Annotated in this window: 16 protein-coding genes; 11 read left to right on the top strand and 5 right to left on the bottom strand. The window is 68.8% G+C overall.

What is annotated here, in order from left to right; genetic code table 11:
- Positions 1–204 precede the first annotated feature (204 nt).
- The gene (locus tag Q0W90_RS16525) at positions 205–771 is read right to left on the bottom strand and encodes a class I SAM-dependent methyltransferase (RefSeq protein ID WP_297599609.1); all 567 of its coding nucleotides are present in this window, start codon (positions 769–771) and stop codon (positions 205–207) included.
- A gap of 47 nt (positions 772–818) precedes the next feature.
- Here Q0W90_RS16525 and Q0W90_RS16520 point away from each other — a divergent pair, with 47 nt between their 5' ends.
- Positions 819–2,219, top strand: coding sequence for a DNA polymerase IV (locus Q0W90_RS16520; protein ID WP_297775272.1), 1,401 nt, complete (start codon positions 819–821; stop codon positions 2,217–2,219).
- Here the strand turns inward: Q0W90_RS16520 and Q0W90_RS16515 are convergent.
- Complete coding sequence (locus Q0W90_RS16515; RefSeq protein WP_297775269.1) at positions 2,184–3,140, bottom strand: asparaginase; 957 nt, start codon at positions 3,138–3,140, stop codon at positions 2,184–2,186. The two genes, Q0W90_RS16520 and Q0W90_RS16515, sit on opposite strands and share 36 nt — an antisense overlap.
- A gap of 54 nt (positions 3,141–3,194) precedes the next feature.
- Between Q0W90_RS16515 and lspA the strand changes: the two genes are divergently transcribed.
- Both lspA and Q0W90_RS16505 read left to right on the top strand, forming a co-directional pair.
- Positions 3,195–3,797: a signal peptidase II gene (gene lspA / locus Q0W90_RS16510; protein WP_297599613.1), complete on the top strand. Its 603-nt coding sequence runs from the start codon at positions 3,195–3,197 to the stop codon at positions 3,795–3,797.
- The gene (locus Q0W90_RS16505; protein ID WP_297599615.1) at positions 3,790–4,716 is read left to right on the top strand and encodes an RluA family pseudouridine synthase; all 927 of its coding nucleotides are present in this window, start codon (positions 3,790–3,792) and stop codon (positions 4,714–4,716) included. The genes lspA and Q0W90_RS16505 overlap by 8 nt, the downstream gene beginning before the upstream one ends.
- A gap of 4 nt (positions 4,717–4,720) precedes the next feature.
- On the opposite strand, the gene Q0W90_RS16500 is transcribed toward Q0W90_RS16505, so the two are convergent.
- On the bottom strand, positions 4,721–5,479 hold the full coding sequence (locus Q0W90_RS16500; protein WP_297700612.1) for a class I SAM-dependent methyltransferase: 759 nt from the start codon (positions 5,477–5,479) through the stop codon (positions 4,721–4,723).
- Between the two features lie 249 nt (positions 5,480–5,728).
- On the opposite strand from Q0W90_RS16500, the gene Q0W90_RS16495 reads away from it, so the two are divergent.
- The 5 genes from Q0W90_RS16495 to dnaE all read left to right on the top strand — a co-directional run bounded on the left by Q0W90_RS16495 (position 5,729) and on the right by dnaE (position 14,159).
- Positions 5,729–6,772, top strand: coding sequence for an SDR family NAD(P)-dependent oxidoreductase (locus Q0W90_RS16495; RefSeq protein ID WP_297599618.1), 1,044 nt, complete (start codon positions 5,729–5,731; stop codon positions 6,770–6,772).
- A 3-nt stretch (positions 6,773–6,775) separates the two neighbouring features.
- Complete coding sequence (locus Q0W90_RS16490) at positions 6,776–7,579, top strand: SDR family oxidoreductase (RefSeq protein WP_297599621.1); 804 nt, start codon at positions 6,776–6,778, stop codon at positions 7,577–7,579.
- 73 nt (positions 7,580–7,652) lie between these two features.
- Complete coding sequence (locus Q0W90_RS16485; protein ID WP_297775270.1) at positions 7,653–9,836, top strand: MMPL family transporter; 2,184 nt, start codon at positions 7,653–7,655, stop codon at positions 9,834–9,836.
- Between the two features lie 235 nt (positions 9,837–10,071).
- Positions 10,072–10,503 (top strand): SRPBCC family protein, encoded by a 432-nt coding sequence (locus tag Q0W90_RS16480; RefSeq protein WP_297599623.1) that lies wholly within the window; start codon positions 10,072–10,074, stop codon positions 10,501–10,503.
- Between the two features lie 122 nt (positions 10,504–10,625).
- Positions 10,626–14,159 carry a DNA polymerase III subunit alpha gene (dnaE, locus tag Q0W90_RS16475; RefSeq protein WP_297701267.1) on the top strand — a complete coding sequence of 1,178 codons (3,534 nt, stop codon included), beginning with the start codon at positions 10,626–10,628 and terminating at the stop codon, positions 14,157–14,159.
- 95 nt (positions 14,160–14,254) lie between these two features.
- Here dnaE and Q0W90_RS16470 read toward each other — a convergent pair whose 3' ends face one another.
- Both Q0W90_RS16470 and Q0W90_RS16465 read right to left on the bottom strand, forming a co-directional pair.
- Complete coding sequence (locus Q0W90_RS16470) at positions 14,255–15,196, bottom strand: MBL fold metallo-hydrolase (protein ID WP_297775266.1); 942 nt, start codon at positions 15,194–15,196, stop codon at positions 14,255–14,257.
- Positions 15,193–15,639, bottom strand: a complete 447-nt coding sequence (locus tag Q0W90_RS16465) for a PPOX class F420-dependent oxidoreductase (protein ID WP_297602098.1) — start codon at positions 15,637–15,639, stop codon at positions 15,193–15,195. The genes Q0W90_RS16470 and Q0W90_RS16465 overlap by 4 nt, the downstream gene beginning before the upstream one ends.
- Before the next feature lie 60 nt (positions 15,640–15,699).
- Here Q0W90_RS16465 and Q0W90_RS16460 point away from each other — a divergent pair, with 60 nt between their 5' ends.
- From Q0W90_RS16460 to Q0W90_RS16450, 3 genes are all read left to right on the top strand, one after another.
- Positions 15,700–16,101, top strand: coding sequence for a helix-turn-helix domain-containing protein (locus Q0W90_RS16460; RefSeq protein WP_297775265.1), 402 nt, complete (start codon positions 15,700–15,702; stop codon positions 16,099–16,101).
- The gene (locus tag Q0W90_RS16455) at positions 16,098–16,574 is read left to right on the top strand and encodes a VOC family protein (RefSeq protein WP_297775263.1); all 477 of its coding nucleotides are present in this window, start codon (positions 16,098–16,100) and stop codon (positions 16,572–16,574) included. The genes Q0W90_RS16460 and Q0W90_RS16455 overlap by 4 nt, the downstream gene beginning before the upstream one ends.
- Before the next feature lie 40 nt (positions 16,575–16,614).
- Positions 16,615–16,894 (top strand): AMP-binding protein (locus Q0W90_RS16450; protein WP_297775261.1); only part of this gene is annotated, 280 nt, incomplete at its 3' end.

Below are 16,894 nucleotides of genomic sequence, written 5' to 3'. Positions count from 1 at the left end.
GGGGATGGCGCCTGGTCCGGGTCGGCGCCGACCTGCTGCGTCATCGGCCCGACGTCGTCGTAGCTCGGGCTCGGAGCGCCCTGCGCGCGAGGGGCTGCCCGTGCTGACCGCGAGACTGTAACTGGCGACGCGTTTCTCGAGAAGACCCGTCGCTAAGTACAGTCTCGCGGCCGCCTAGGGTTGCGGCGACGCGAGCGCGGCCGCCTAAGGTTTGACGGCGCGCCAGCGCTGCCTGCCCCCGCGCACTTCGACCACGACGTCGTCAAACCCCACCGCGCGCAAGCGATCCGGCAATGTTTCCGGCGAGACCGTGTTGCAGGTGTCGCGGAAGTGCAGGATCCGGAACAGCAGCGAGGTGACGCTGTCGCTGCCGGCGAACACGCCGCCGGGGCGAAGCACCCGGAAGGCCTCGGCGAACAAGCGGTCCTGCAAGTCGACGGTCGGGACGTGGTGCAGCATCGTGAACGACACCACCGAGCTGAACTCGCCGGACGGCAACCCGGTATCGGTGGCGTCGCCGTTGATGATGCGGGCCCGGTCGCCGTACAGCTTCTGCAGGCGCTCGGCCATCGGCGTATCGATCTCCACCGAGGTGAGCCTCGGCGTCTTGTCGACCAGCACCCGCAGGATCGCGCCGTAACCCGGCCCGATTTCCAGCGTGTTGTCACCCAGGTCCACATCGGCCAGCACCCACGGCAGCAGCTCGCCCTCGACCGACTTCGCCCAGCGTTCGGAGCTGCAGATCCGGCGGTGCGCAAGGTTCATGGCCATAAGCCGAAACGTTAGTCCCTAGCATCGATCGTGTGGAGTCGCGTTGGGTGCTGCACCTGGACATGGACGCGTTCTTCGCTTCCGTCGAGCAACTCACCCGGCCGACCCTGCGCGGCCGGCCGGTGCTGGTCGGCGGTCTGGGTGGTCGCGGCGTGGTCGCCGGCGCCAGCTACGAGGCGCGCGTGTTCGGCGCCCGATCGGCCATGCCCATGCATCAGGCCCGCCGGCTGGTCGGTGTGAGCGCCGTGGTGCTGCCGCCGCGCGGCGTCGTGTACGGGGTGGCCAGCCGCCGCGTCTTCGACACCGTGCGCGCCGTGGTCCCCGTCGTCGAGCAACTCTCCTTCGACGAGGGGTTCGGCGAACCCGCCCAGCTGGCCGGGGCGTCCGCCGAGGACGTCGAAACCTTCTGCGAGGACCTGCGCCGACGGGTTCGGGACCGGACCGGGCTGATCGCCTCGGTGGGCGCGGGCTCGGGCAAGCAGATCGCCAAGATCGCCTCCGGACTGGCCAAGCCCGACGGAATTCGGGTGGTCCGCCGCGCCGAAGAACGCACGCTGCTCGGCGGATTGCCGGTGCGCCGGCTGTGGGGGATCGGCCCGGTCGCCGAGGAGAAGTTGCATCGCCTCGGCATCGAGACCATCGCGGAGCTGGCCGCGCTGACCGACGCGGAGGCGGCCAACATCCTGGGCGCCACGATCGGGCCGGCGCTGCACCGGCTGGCCCACGGCATCGACGACCGCCCCGTCGCCGAACGCGCCGAAGCCAAGCAGATCAGCTCCGAGTCGACCTTCGCCGTCGACCTGACCAGCCTGGAGCAGCTGCGCGAGGCGATCGAACCGATCGCCGAGCATGCCCATCACCGCCTGCTGCGCGATGGCCGCGGCGCGCGCACCGTCACGGTCAAGCTGAAGAAATCCGACATGAGCACGCTGACCCGGTCCGCGACGCTGCCGTACGCCACCACCGAGGTCGCCGCGCTGGTCGGCGTGGCCCGCCGGCTGCTGCTCGATCCGCGCGAAATCGGGCCCATTCGCCTTCTCGGCGTGGGGTTTTCGGGATTGAGCGACGTGCGCCAGGGGTCGCTGTTCCCGGATTTGGAACTGCCGCAGGCGCAACCGGATTCGCCGTCCGTCGAAACCGCGACCGAGGCCATGTTCGGCACGGGACCCGGCCCCCCGGCGGCGGAGGCGACCGGCTGGCGGGTGGGAGACGACGTCGGCCACCGCGACCTCGGGCACGGCTGGGTGCAGGGCGCCGGCCACGGCGTGGTCACCGCCCGGTTCGAGACCCGCGCCTCCGGCCCGGGCTCGGCGAAGACATTTCCCGCCGACAGCGACGAGCTGGTCCGCGCCAATCCGGTCGATTCGCTGGACTGGCCGGATTACGTCGACGGCCTGCAGGCCGCCGCTGCGTCAGCCCCACCGGCCGACGACGTCGGCGACGGGTAGCCCGGCGGCCAGCGCGGCGATCAGCAAAACGCGCGCCTGAGACGGCCGCAGCCCGGGCACCATCACCGCCCCGGCGGCCGCCATGTCATGCCCGGGGCCGTAGCTCGCGCCGACCCGCCCGCCGGGCACCCGGGTGGACACCGCGACGCCGACCCCGTCGCCGCAGTGCCGGCGCACCGCGTCGACCACCGCGGGCCCGGCGTTACCCGAACCCAGCGCCTCGAGGACCACGGCCCGCGCCCCGGCGGCCACGCAGGCGTCGAGCGCCACCGCGTCGCTGCCCAGGTAGGCCGCGACGATGTCGACCCGCGGCGCCGAGGCGGCGCGCAGATCGCCGAGGTAGGGCCGTGTCTTCGGGCCGGCCAGCGCCACGTCGCCGGCGACGGTGCCGAGCAGCTGACCGGTGAAGCCGCCGAGGTCCTCGGTGGCCACCTTGTACATGCCCAACGGCTGCAGCACCCGGCCCGCAAAACACATCATCACGCCCAGGCCGCGAGCCGCGGGACTGGCCGCCACGGCCAGGGCGTCGCGCACATTCCCCGGACCGTCAGCGTTGGGGGCGTCGGCGCTGCGCATGGCGCCGGTCAGCACGATCGGCGCGTCGCCGGCATAGGTGAGATCGAGCCACAGGGCGGTTTCCTCCATGGTGTCGGTGCCATGCAGGACGACCACACCGTCGGCGCCGTCGCCGAGCGCGGCGATCACCGCGTCGCGAATCCGGTCCCAGTCGGCCAGCGTCAGCTCCGAGCTGTCGACCGCCAGCAGGTCGACGACGTCCACGTCGTGATCCCCGCGGAAGGGCGCCGTCAAATCCGCCCCGCTATAGGAGGGTCGGTGCACCCCGTCGGCGCCGGTGCCGGTCGATATCGTGCCCCCGGTGGCGATCACGGTGAGGCGGGCCATGTTCGAATCATCGCGCATCGCCGCCGCGCGCACATCGCGAGCCCGCGCGGGGCGGTAGGGGATGATGGGAGAGTGCCTGAAGAAACAACGGGATCGACTGAGCCGGTGACCCCGGCCGACGCGGCTGAGGACGCCGCCGCCACCGACCCGCCGCGCCGGCTGCGCCTGCTGCTGTCGGTCGCGGCGATCGTCCTGGCCCTGGACATCGTCACCAAGGTGCTCGCCGTCAAGCTGCTGCCTCCCGGTCAACCGGTGCCGATCATCGGCGACACGGTGACCTGGACCCTGGTGCGCAATTCGGGTGCCGCGTTCTCGATGGCAACCGGTTACACCTGGATGCTGACCCTGATCGCGACCGGTGTGGTGGTCGGCATCTTCTGGATGGGCCGGCGGCTGGTGTCACCCTGGTGGGCGGTCGGCCTGGGATTGATCCTCGGCGGCGCCATGGGCAACCTGGTCGACCGTTTCTTCCGGGCCCCCGGACCGCTGCGCGGCCACGTCGTCGACTTCCTCTCGGTCGGTTGGTGGCCGGTGTTCAACGTCGCCGATCCCTCGGTGGTCGGTGGCGCCATCCTGCTGGTGGTGCTGTCGATCTTCGGTTTCGACTTCGACTCCGCGGGTCGGCGCAAGGCCGACCCTGACACCGGGGACACCGAGGACAGCGCGGGTGAGTGACCGCTCGATGCCGGTCCCGGAGGGGCTGGCGGGCATGCGCGTCGACGCCGGGCTGGCCCGCCTGCTGGGGCTGTCGCGCAGCGCTGCGGCGACCCTGGCCGAAGACGGCGGCGTCGAACTGGACGGGGTGCAGGCCGGCAAGTCCGATCGGCTGACCGGCGGCGCGTGGCTGCAGGTGCGCCTGCCCGAGGCGCCCGATCCGCCGCAGAACACACCGGTCGACATCGAGGGCATGACCATCCTGTATTCCGACGACGACATCGTCGCGGTCGACAAGCCGGCGGCGGTGGCCGCCCACGCGTCGGTGGGCTGGAGCGGACCGACGGTGCTCGGCGGCCTGGCCGCGGCCGGCTACCGGATCACCACGTCGGGTGTGCCCGAGCGGCAGGGCATCGTGCATCGCCTCGACGTCGGAACGTCCGGGGTGATGGTGGTGGCGCTGTCGGAACGCGCTTACACCGTGCTCAAACGGGCGTTCAAGCAGCGCACCGTCGACAAGCGCTACCACGCGCTGGTGCAGGGGCATCCGGACCCGTCCAGCGGGACCATCGACGCGCCGATCGGGCGGCACCGCGGCGGTGAGTGGAAGTTCGCGGTCACCAAGGACGGCCGGCACAGCCTGACCCACTATGACACCGTGGAGGCCTTCGTCGCCGCCAGCCTGCTCGACGTCCATCTGGAAACCGGGCGCACCCACCAGATCCGGGTGCACTTCTCCGCGCTGCACCACCCGTGCTGCGGCGACCTGGTTTACGGCGCCGACCCCAAGCTCGCGAAAAAGCTTGGCCTGGAACGTCAATGGCTGCACGCCCGCTCGCTGTCGTTCGCCCACCCGGGCGACGGGCGGCGGATCGAGATCGTCAGCCCCTACCCGCCCGATCTGCAGCACGCGCTGGACGTGCTGCGCGACGAGGGCTGATCGGTCACTCGGGTCGGCGGGCCTCGACGAGCACCCGCGTCGAGTGCGTGACGAACGGACCGTCGGCCTCGATCCGCTCGTGCAGCTCGGCCAGCCGGTCACGGTAGCGCTGCACGCTGAAGTCCGGCACCGACCAGACCACCTTGCGCAGGAAGTAGACGACGGCGCCGACGTCGAAGAACTCGGCGCGCATCCGCTCCATCCGCAGATCCACGATCCGCAGCCCGGCGGCCTCGGCTTGGGCGCGCACGGCGTCGGGGTGAAACTCGGCCCACTTTTCCGGCTGCGGCCCGATGAAGTATTCGACCAGCTCGCCCATCGTGGCGGGGCCGATGTGCTGCGCGAAGTAGGTGCCGCCCGGCCGGAGCACCCGAAAGATCTCGGTCCACCAGAGGGAGATCGGATGGCGCGTGGTCACCAGGTCGAACGCCCCGTCGGCGAACGGCAGTGGCGGCTCATCCCGGGTCGCGACCACCACCACGCCCAGCGGATGCAGGCGCCGGGTGGCCAGGGCCGCGTTGGGAGGCCACGTCTCGATGGCCGCCATGGTGGGTGGGAACGGTGCCGCGCCGGCCAGCACCTCCCCGCCTCCGGTGTGAATGTCCAGCGCGGCCGCCACCGTCGCCAACCGGCGGCTCAGCAGACGTTGATAGCCCCAGGACGGGCGTTCCTCGGTCGCCCGGCCGTCCAGCCAGGAAAAGTCCCAGCCGTCGACCGGCGCGGTGTCGGCCTCGCTGATCAGCTCGTCAAATGTGCGCCGCATGCAGGCATGGTAAGCAGTCGTCGACCGCGAGCTCGATCGGAGCATCCCGGCATTGCCCGTGGCTCAGTGCGGGATGACGCCCGGATTGCCCTGTGTAACAAGCGGATTACCCACAGGTCGCGATTCTTGCGGGCCGGCCGTGAGAGCGCGCCTCGCGTGACATGACCGCAATCCGCACCGGCCCGGGGGGCCGATGTCCTAGGTTGGCGTTATGACGCACGTCACATCACCCATCAGGAGCGAACGCCGATGAACCTTGGTGACTTAACGAACCTGGTGGAGAACTCGCTGGGGAACCTGGTGGAAAAACCGCTGGCGGCGGTATCGCACATCGTCAACACCCCCAACTCGGCCGGGCGGTATCGGCCGTTCTATCTGCGGAACCTGCTCGACGCCGTGCAAGGCCGCACCCTCGAGGAGGCCGTCGAGGGCAAGACCGCCCTGATCACCGGGGGATCGTCGGGCATCGGCGAGGCCGCCGCGAAGAAGATCGCCGAAGCCGGCGGCGCGGTGGCGCTGGTGGCCCGCACCCGGGAGAACCTCGAGAAGGTCGCCGCTGACATCCGGGCGACCCACGGCGGGACCGCCCACGTCTATCCGTGCGACCTGACCGACATGGACGCCATCGCCGCGATGGCCGATCAGGTGCTCGACGATCTCGGCGGCGTCGACATCCTGATCAACAATGCGGGGCGGTCGATTCGACGTTCGCTGGCGCTGTCCTACGACCGGATCCACGACTATCAGCGGACCATGCAGCTGAACTACCTCGGCGCGGTCCAGCTGATCCTCAAGTTCATCCCCGGGATGCGCGAGCGCGGATTCGGGCACGTGCTCAACATCTCCTCGGTCGGCGTGCAGACTCGCGCGCCCCGCTTCGGGGCCTACATCGCCAGCAAGGCGGCGCTGGACAGCCTGTGCGACGCGCTACAGGCCGAGACCGTGAACGATGACGTGCGGTTCACCACCGTGCACATGGCGCTGGTGCGCACGCCGATGATCAGCCCGACCACGCTCTACGACAAATTCCCGGCGCTGACGCCCGAGCAGGCGGCCGGGGTGATCGCGGACGCGATCGTGCACCGGCCCCGCCGGGCCAGCTCGCCGTTCGGCCAGTTCGCCGCCGTCGCCGATGCGGTCAACCCGGCGGTGATGGACCGGGTGCGCAACCGCGCGTTCGCCATGTTCAGCGACTCAAGTGCCGCAAAGGGCGGTGAATCGACAACTGACACAACGGAATTCGATAGACGAAGCGAAACGTTCGTGCGGGCGACCCGAGGGATACATTGGTGAGATATGAGCCTTCCAAAACCTGACATCGAGACCACCGTCGTCATCACCGGCGCCTCATCGGGTATCGGCGCCGAACTGGCTCGCGGACTGGCCCGCCGCGGCTTCCCGCTGCTACTGGTGGCGCGGCGCCGCGACCGCCTCGACGAGCTGGCCAACGAGGTGGGCAAGGAATACTCGGTCGCCGTCGAGGTGCTGCCGCTGGATCTCAGCGACGGTGCGGCCCGCGCCACACTGGCGAACCGGTTGCGCGCCGAGCCGATCGCCGGGCTGTGCAACAGCGCCGGCTTCGGCACCAGCGGGGTCTTCCACGAGTTGCCGGTGCAGCGCGAGGGTGACGAGATCATCCTCAACGCGCTGGCGTTGATGGAACTCACCCACGCGGCGTTGCCCGGCATGGTCGAGCGTGGTGCCGGCGCGGTGCTGAACATCGCGTCGATCGCGGGTTTTCAGCCGGTTCCGTACATGGCCGTGTATTCCGCAAGCAAGGCGTTCGTGCAGACGTTCTCCGAGGCCGTTCACGAGGAGCTGCACGGAACCGGGGTGTCGGTCACCTGTCTGTGCCCGGGGCCGGTGCCGACCGAGTGGGCCGAGATCGCCAACGCCGAGCGGTTCAGCATTCCGCTCGCGCAGGTCTCGCCGCGCGACGTGGCCGAGGCGGCGATCGGCGGCATGCTCTCCGGCAGGCGGACGGTGGTGCCCGGCGTGGTGCCCAAGGTGGTCAGTACGGGCGGCCGATTCGTGCCGCGCAGCCTGCTGTTGCCCGGCATCCGGATCGGCAACCGATTCCGCGGCGGGCCCAAGCACTGAGGTGGGGCTACGGGGAGCCGCTCGACTCGCCATAATCGCGCCGCGCAGGATCGTCGCCGTGGCTTTCCTGGTCATGGTCGCGGCCGGAATTTTCGGTTTCTCCGCCCTCGACGTACTGTCGGCGGGCGGCTATCAGGATCCGTCATCGCAGTCTTCACGGGCTCAGCGCGTGCTCGCGGAGAAGTTTGACCACGGCGACCAACAATTGGTTTTCGAGGTGACCACCGAGGCGGGCGCCCAGAGCCCCACCGCCCGGAGCGTGGCCGCCGACATCGTCGCGCAGCTGCAGGCGTCGCCGGACGTGGCCCAGGTCAGCTCGGCGTGGACCATTCCGCCGCCGGCCGCGGCGGGGCTGATCAGTAAGGACGGTAAGACCGGACTCATCGTCGCCGGCATCCGCGGTGGCGAGACCAACGCCCAGAAGCACGCCGCGGCACTGGCGACGAAGATCGTGCACGATCGCGACGGCGTCACGGTGAAGGCCGGCGGCGAGTCACTGACCTACGCGCAGATCAATGCACAGAGCGAAAAAGACCTGCTGGTCATGGAATCCATCGCGTTTCCAGTGAGCTTCGTCGTTCTGGTGTGGGTGTTCGGCGGTCTGCTCGCCGCGGCGATTCCGATGGCGGTCGGTGGCTTTGCGATCGTCTGCACCCTGGCGACGCTGCGAGCGATCACCCTCGCCACCGACGTCTCGATATTCGCGCTCAACCTCACGGTGGCCATGGGTTTGGCGTTGGCCATCGATTACACCCTGTTGATCATCAGCCGATACCGCGACGAACTCGCCGATGGCAGGGAGCGCGAGGATGCACTGGTTCGCACCATGTGCACGGCCGGGCGAACCGTGCTGTTCTCGGCGACGACCGTCGCGCTGTCCATGGCCACGATGGTGATGTTCCCGATGTACTTCCTGAAGTCGTTCGCCTACGCGGGCGTCGCGGTGGTCGCACTGGCCGCCGTGGCCGCGGTGGTGATCACTCCCGCCGTGATCGTGCTCCTCGGCGACCGGCTCGACTCGTTCAACGTGCGGCGGCTGATCCGCCGGCTGCGCGGCCGTCCCGAGCCGGCGCCCCGCCGGATCCAAGAGAGCTTCTTGTACCGCTCGACGAGAGCCGTGATGCAGCGGCCGGTTCCGATCGGCTTGGCAGTCGTCGCGTTCCTGCTGGTGCTGGGGGCGCCTTTTCTCGGGGCGAATTGGGGCTTCTCCGACGATCGGGTGCTGCCGACTTCGGCGTCGGCGCGACAGGTCGGCGACGACATGCGCTTCGATTTCGCGGTCAACTCCGAGCGGGACGCGACCGTGGTGATCCCCGATGCGACCGGGCTGGCGCCCGGCGAGATCGAGCGCTACGCCGCCCAACTCTCGCAGGCAGCCGACGTCGTGTCGGTGTCGGCGCCGGGCGGGACCTTCCAGAACGGCGTGCCGGTCGGGCCACCTTCCGCACCCGCCGGCGCGAAGGACGGCAGCGTGTTCCTCACGGTGCGCAGTGCGGCCGCGTTGTTCTCCACCGCGTCGGAAAGACAGCTGGATCGTTTGCATGCCGTCGCCGGACCCGGCGGCCGCGACGTGCTGTTCACCGGCAGGGCGGGGATCAATCGCGACAGTGCCGGGGCGGTGACGTCGCGGCTGCCGCTTGTCCTGTCGATCATCGCGGTCATCACGTTCGCCCTGTTGTTCATGTTGACCGGCAGCGTGGTGATGCCGCTGAAAGCCTTGGTGCTCAACGTCTTGTCCCTGACCGCCGCATTCGGCGCCCTGGTGTGGATATTCCAGGACGGCCACCTCGGCGCCCTGGGCACCACCGCCAACGGAACCCTGATGATCCACATGCCGGTGCTGCTGTTCTGCATCGCGTTCGGTCTCTCCATGGATTACGAGGTCTTCCTGGTGTCTCGGATCCGAGAGCACTGGCTGGACTCCGACCGAACCCCGGAGGCCAACGACGAGGCCGTCGCGCTGGGCCTGGCCCGCTCCGGTCGGGTTGTGACAGCAGCGGCGCTGTTGATGTCGGTCTCGTTCGCCGCGCTGATAGCCGCGCGGGTGTCGTTCATGAGGATGTTTGGTCTGGGACTCACTCTTGCGGTGGTGGTCGATGCGACGCTGGTTCGAATGCTGCTGCTTCCGGCGTTCATGCGCTTGATGGGCCGCGCCAACTGGTGGGCGCCCAAACCGTTGGTCAAGCTGCACGAGCGCATCGGCATCAACGAGGAAGAAGGCGACGTCCGGCCTCGCGCCCTTGATCCCCAACCGTGATTTGCGCGGTTGCCGCCGGACGTGTTTCGAGGATCCGGATCACACCCGTCACGTCCGTCTCTCCGCCAGAGAGGTGACGAAATGCCCGCCTCTGAGCGACAAATGGTAGGCGCGCCTCTTCCGCGGTCACGCCGTCCCCGCGCCGTCTCCCGCTGTCGCTCAAAGGCGGGCAACTGACCGTGTGCCTCGGCGAGAGACCCCAGTGGCGGATGTGACGAGGCGTTAGGCTCAGGCGGTGGCTGCTGTGGACCTGACCGCCGACGTTCCGATGACCCCGCAGGACATGTGGGACCACGTCTCCGATCTGTCGGATCTGGGCGACTGGCTGATCATGCATGAGGGATGGCGCAGCGAGCTGCCCGACGAGATCGCCGAGGGCACCCAGATCGTCGGCGTGGCACGGGCCAAGGGCCTCCGCAACCGAGTGACCTGGACGGTGACCACGTGGGACCCGCCGCACGAGGTGGCGATGTCGGGATCTGGCAAAGGCGGCGCCAAATACGCCGTCACGCTCTCCGTGCGGCCCACCGAGGAGGGATCGACGCTGGGTCTGCGCCTCGAACTGGGCGGACGTGCGCTGTTCGGTCCGGTGGGCTCGGCGGCGGCCCGCGCGGTCAAAGGCGACGTCCAGAAGTCGTTGGAGAACTTCGTCGAGTTGTACGGGTAACGGGCTTCGTGGCGATCGCCAGCGCGGCGAAGCCGGGCGCGGCGGGTCGCCACCAATAAACACAGACACACGCGGCGACACGCCGAACTCGTGTCGGTCCGCGGTCATAGACTGGCGTCCCTATGAACGACTCGTCCTTCGTGCACCTGCATAACCACACCGAGTACTCGATGTTGGACGGTGCCGCGAAGATCACGCCGATGCTCGCCGAGGTGGACCGGCTGCAGATGCCCGCGGTCGGGATGACCGACCACGGAAACATGTTCGGCGCCAGCGAGTTCTACAACGCCGCCACCAAGGCGGGGATCAAGCCGATCATCGGCGTCGAGGCGTACATCGCTCCCGCTTCTCGCTTTGATACCCGGCGGATCCTGTGGGGTGACCCCGGCCAGAAGTCCGACGACGTGTCGGGCAGCGGCTCCTACACGCACATGACCATGGTGGCCGAGAACGCCGCCGGTCTGCGCAACCTGTTCAAGCTGTCCTCGCTGGCGTCCTTCGAGGGCCAGCTCGGCAAGTGGTCGCGGATGGACGCCGAGATCATCGCCGAGCACGCCGCGGGCATCATCGCCACCACCGGCTGCCCCTCGGGCGAGGTGCAGACCCGCCTTCGGCTGGGCCAGGAGCGCGAGGCGCTGGAGTCGGCGGCCAAGTGGCGCGAGATCTTCGGCGCCGACAACTACTTCCTCGAGCTGATGGACCACGGGCTGTCCATCGAGCAGCGGGTCCGCGAAGGGCTGCTCGAGATCGGCCGCAAGCTGGGCATCCCGCCGCTGGCCACCAACGACTGCCACTACGTCACCCGCGACGCCGCCCACAACCACGAGGCGCTGTTGTGCGTGCAGACCGGCAAGACGCTCTCGGATCCCAACCGGTTCAAGTTCGACGGCGACGGCTACTACCTGAAGTCGGCCGCCGACATGCGCCGAATCTGGGACGACGAGGTCCCCGGCGCCTGCGATTCCACCCTGCTCATCGCCGATCGGGTGCAGCCCTACGATGAGGTGTGGGCGCCGCGCGACCGGATACCGATCTTCCCGGTGCCCGAGGGCCACGACCAGGCGAGCTGGCTGCACCACGAGGTGATGGCGGGGCTGCGGCGGCGGTTCGGATCCACCGTCGGCCAGGACTACATCGATCGGGCCGAGTACGAGATCAAGGTCATCTGCGACAAGGGTTTCCCGTCCTACTTCCTGATCGTCGCCGACCTGATCAACCACGCGAAGTCCATCGACATCCGGGTGGGGCCGGGGCGTGGTTCGGCGGCGGGCTCGCTGGTGGCCTACGCGCTGGGCATCACCAACATCGACCCCATTCCGCACGGTCTGCTGTTCGAGCGCTTCCTCAACCCGGAACGTCCGTCGGCTCCCGACATCGACATCGACTTCGACGACCGTCGCCGGGGCGAGATGGTCCGCTATGCCGCCGAAAAGTGGGGCTCCGACCGCGTCGCGCAGGTCATCACCTTCGGCACCATCAAAACCAAAGCGGCCCTTAAGGATTCGGCGCGAATCCACTACGGCCAGCCCGGGTTCGCCATCGCCGACCGGATCACCAAGGCGCTGCCGCCGCCGATCATGGCCAAGGACATCCCGCTGTCGGGCATCACCGATCCCGCCCACGAGCGGTACAAGGAGGCCGCCGAGGTCCGCGGCCTGATCGAAACCGACCCCGACGTCCGCACCATCTACCAGACCGCCCGCGGCCTGGAAGGCCTGATCCGCAACGCCGGTGTGCACGCGTGTGCGGTGATCATGAGCAGCGAGCCGCTGACCGAGGCCATCCCGCTGTGGAAGCGGGCCCAGGACGGGGCCATCATCACCGGCTGGGACTACCCGTCGTGTGAGGCCATCGGCCTGCTGAAGATGGACTTCCTGGGCCTGCGCAACCTGACGATCATCGGCGACGCGCTGGAGAACATCAAGGCCAACAGGGGAATTGACCTCGACCTGGAATCCGTGCCGCTGGATGACAAACCCACCTATGAGCTGCTGGGCCGCGGCGACACCCTGGGTGTGTTCCAGCTCGACGGCGGGCCGATGCGCGATCTGCTGCGCCGCATGCAGCCCACCGAGTTCAACGACATCGTCGCGGTGCTGGCGCTGTACCGCCCCGGCCCGATGGGCATGAACGCCCACAACGACTACGCCGACCGCAAGAACAGCCGACAACCGATCAAGCCGATCCATCCGGAACTCGAAGAACCGCTGCGCGAGATCCTGTCCGAGACTTACGGTTTGATCGTCTACCAAGAGCAGATCATGTTCATCGCCCAGAAGGTCGCCTCCTACACGATGGGCAAGGCCGACGCGCTGCGCAAAGCGATGGGCAAGAAGAAGCTCGAGGTGCTCGAGGCCGAGTACAAGGGCTTCTACGAGGGCATGACCACCAACGGATTCTCCGAAAAAGCGGTGAAGGCGTTGTGGGACACCATCCTTCCGTTCGCCGGGTATGCGTTCAACAAGTCGCACGCGGCCGGCTACGGTCTGGTCTCGTATTGGACGGCCTACCTGAAGGCCAACTACCCGGCCGAGTACATGGCCGGGCTGCTGACCTCGGTGGGCGACGACAAGGACAAGGCCGCGGTGTACCTGGCCGACTGCCGCAAGCTGGGCATCACGGTGTTGCCGCCCGACGTCAACGAGTCGCTGGTGAACTTCGCGTCGGTCGGAACGGACATCCGCTTCGGGTTGGGCGCGGTGCGCAACGTCGGCGCCAACGTGGTGGGTTCGCTGATCGGCACCCGCAACGGCAAGGGCAAGTTCACCGATTTCTCGGACTACCTGAACAAGATCGACATCGCGGCCTGCAACAAGAAGGTCACCGAGTCGCTGATCAAGGCCGGCGCCTTCGACTCGCTCGGTCACGCCCGCAAGGGCCTTTTCCTGGTGCACACCGATGCGGTCGATTCCGTGCTGGGCACCAAGAAGGCCGAGGCGATCGGTCAGTTCGACCTGTTCGGTGACGGCAGTGGCACCGAAGACTCGGTATTCACCATCAAGGTGCCCGACGACGAGTGGGAGGATAAGCACAAGCTCGCCCTTGAGCGGGAGATGCTGGGCCTGTACGTGTCGGGGCATCCGCTCAACGGGGTGGCGCACCTACTGGCCGCCCAGGTCGACACCCAGATCCCGGCCATCCTCGACGGCGATGTGGCCAACGAGACCCAGGTGCGGGTGGGCGGCATCCTCGCGTCGGTCAACCGGCGGGTCAACAAGAACGGGATGCCCTGGGCGTCTGCGCAATTGGAGGACCTCACCGGTGGCATCGAGGTGATGTTCTTCCCGCACGCATACTCCAGCTACGGCGCCGACATCGCCGACGACACCGTCGTGCTGATCAACGCCAAGGTGGCCATCCGCGACGATCGGATCAGCCTGATCGCCAACGAGCTTGTGGTGCCGGACTTTTCCACCGCCCAGGCGAACCGGCCGATCGCGGTCAGCCTGCCCACGCGGCAGTGCACCATCGACAAAGTCAGCGCGCTCAAGCAGGTGCTGGCCCGGCACCCGGGAACCTCGCAGGTGCATCTGCGGCTGGTCAGCGGGGACCGGATCACCACGCTGGAACTCGATGCGTCGCTGCGGGTGACGCCGTCGCCGGCGTTGATGGGGGACCTCAAGGAGCTGCTCGGCCCGGGCTGCCTGGGCGGCTAGCGGGCTGGGCGCCCCCAAGCACCGCGAGGGTGCGCAGATGTACGGGATTTACGGCGTGTCGTTGTGCAAACACGCACGCTCGCGGGGCCGACGCGCTAGGCCGACAATCCCAGCGCCGCTTGATGGTCGTGGGTCGGGATGATCGCGACCGCGTGCCGCGCCAGGTGCATGCGCTGGAGCGTCTTGAACGTCTCCTCGCGATCCTCGTCCACCAAATTGCCCGGGTAGCTTGACTTCTGCCGGACCTTGTCGATCTGCAACCGGTGCCAGGCGGCGTCACCGGCGATCAGGATCCATCCCCGCTCGGTGTGGGCGAGCACCCCGACGCTGCCCGGGGTGTGACCGGCCAGATCCACCAGGACCACCGAACGGTCGCCGAAGAGGTCGTGGCTGCCGGTGAAGGTCAGCACCGGCGGCCCGTCCAGCTCGTAGTCGCTGACCGGGCGGCCGCGCAGCGAATCGCGCACGCCGCCGACGGGCGCCACGGGGCCGGAACCGATCCATTCGTGTTCGCGGCGGTGCAGATGCACGGGCAGATCCGGCAGGTCCAGCAGGCCCGACACGTGGTCCCAGTGCGCGTGGGTGGGCAATGCGAAATCCAGCGCCGGCGCCTCGGGCAGGCGGGCCAGCGCCGCGATGGTGGGAAGCGTGTTGGCCGGCGGCCGGACGGCGACCCGCAACACCGCGGGCAGTTGAGCGATCGCGCGGTGCTCGGCGTCGACGCAGACCGCGGGGTCGACGATGAACGTGGCCTTCGGGTGAGCGATGAGGAACGACGTCAACGAATTGTCTATGCGGGCCGGCGTGAAGGTGCCCTCCACGATGGCGGCGGTCGGCACCGGGCGCGGGACCTGGGGCAGCGCGGTCACCGTCACGGTGCGGGCCGCATCCGGCAGTCCCGCGTCGACGATGCTGCGGAGGAATCGTTCGTCGGGCCGCTTCGGGCGCACCATGCCGCGCACGAGTCCGGCTGCGGCGCCGCAGCATTGGCGAAGGGTGGGGGAGCGGACCGGGTCCGACATCGCTGTGTGCGTCATGGCAGGTCCACCCGCACGATGACGCTGTCCGGCCACACCCCGCGGTCACGGGCGCGTCGCACCTTCTCGCGCACGCACAGATCTTGGTGCACGTTGGTCACGCCCGGGACCTTGATCAGCGGGACGATGTTCCATTGCCAGCCGTACCGCCGCCGCAGCACGCGGTTCGCGCGCTCGGCGTCGGCGCCGGACAGGACGGTCGCGCGGCCGGTCAGTGCCGTCGCTCCCGGGCGGACCCGGCCCCGGTGATCGCAGGCCGCGAGTTCGACGTCGCTGCGCGCGGCCAGCCGCCTGGTCTTTGGGCCCGTTTTGGTCCGGAACAACAACCCGCCGCCGTCGAACGCGAACCAGATGGGCGTGTCCACGGGGGTGCCGTCGCGGCGAAACGACCGGAGCAGGGCGTAACGAGAACCGTTCAGTTGCGCTCGTGAGGTGATTGCCATAACCACAGTTAAGGACTTAGAGTTGGCTCTAAGTCAAGCTTGGGATTCTCGGGAGGCGCGATGGCCGGTGGCCGCACCATCGGGGAGATATCCCGCGAAACCGGGGTCGCCGCGACGACCCTGCGCTACTACGAGCAGATCGGACTGGTGCCGGAGCCGGCGCGGCGGGGTGGCCAGCGCCGCTACGACGACTCGGTTCTGTCCCGGCTCGAGGTGATCGCGCTGTGCAAGACCGCGGGGTTCTCGCTCGACGAGATCCAGCTGCTCTTCGCCGACGACGCGCCGGGGCGCCCGGCCAGCCGCGGCCTCGCCGAGGCCAAACTCGCCGAGATCGACGCCCAGATGGAGTCGCTGGCCCGGGCCCGGGCCGTCATCGAGTGGGGGATGCGCTGCACCTGTCCGTCAATTGACGCCTGTACCTGCGGTATTCACCCACCCCACCCCGCCAAGGAGCGCCCATGAGCCAGCAGCAGCCCCTCGCCGTGCAGAACCTCTCGCACATCTGCATCGGCGTCTCCGACATCGAGGCGTCCCTGGCGTTCTACACCGGCGTGCTGGGCATGGACGTCGTCTTCGACATCGAACTCGAGGGCGCCGGACTGGACTCGGTCACCGGCGGCGCCGCCCAGCAGGGCCGCATGATCGGCGGGCTGATCGGGGCCGCGATGGTCGAGCTGCTGTCGCTGGGTGCGGTGCCCGACTGCCCGAGCGGCCCCCACCTGGGCTACACCAACATCTCCTTCCGGGTCGACGATCTCGACGCGACCTACGACGCCGTGACGCACCGCCGCCCCGGCGTCCGGGCCGACCCGCCCGTCGACATCGGGGGAGTGCGGATGTTCTTCATCTACGACCCCGACGGGACGCCCATCGAACTGCTGGAGCTGCCCGCCGGTGTGACGAGCACGGTGCAGCTGTGGCGGCCCGGCACCTGAAAACGTGTCCGCGCCCTGGGCGCCGACGTACGCTACGGAAATGACGACAGCCGAGCATCCGGCCACCCTGTGCGAGGCGTTCCAGCGCACCGCCGCGATCCAACCGGATGCCGTCGCGCTCCGCACGCCCGGTGACACGCAGACGCTGACGTGGCGAGAGCTCGCGACGCAGGTGCGCGAGGTCGCCGCCGGCCTCGCGGGCCTGGGGGTGCGCCGCGGCGACACGGTGTCGCTGATGATGGCCAACCGGATCGAGTTCTACCCCTTCGAAATCGGCGCCCAACACCTTGGCGCCGTATCGTTTTCGGTATACAACACGT

Source organism: Mycobacterium sp., from assembly GCF_025933915.1.
GTDB lineage: Bacteria > Actinomycetota > Actinomycetes > Mycobacteriales > Mycobacteriaceae > Mycobacterium.
The sequence above is the reverse complement of the archived record's forward strand: the minus strand, read 5'-3'. Positions and strand labels throughout refer to the sequence as shown.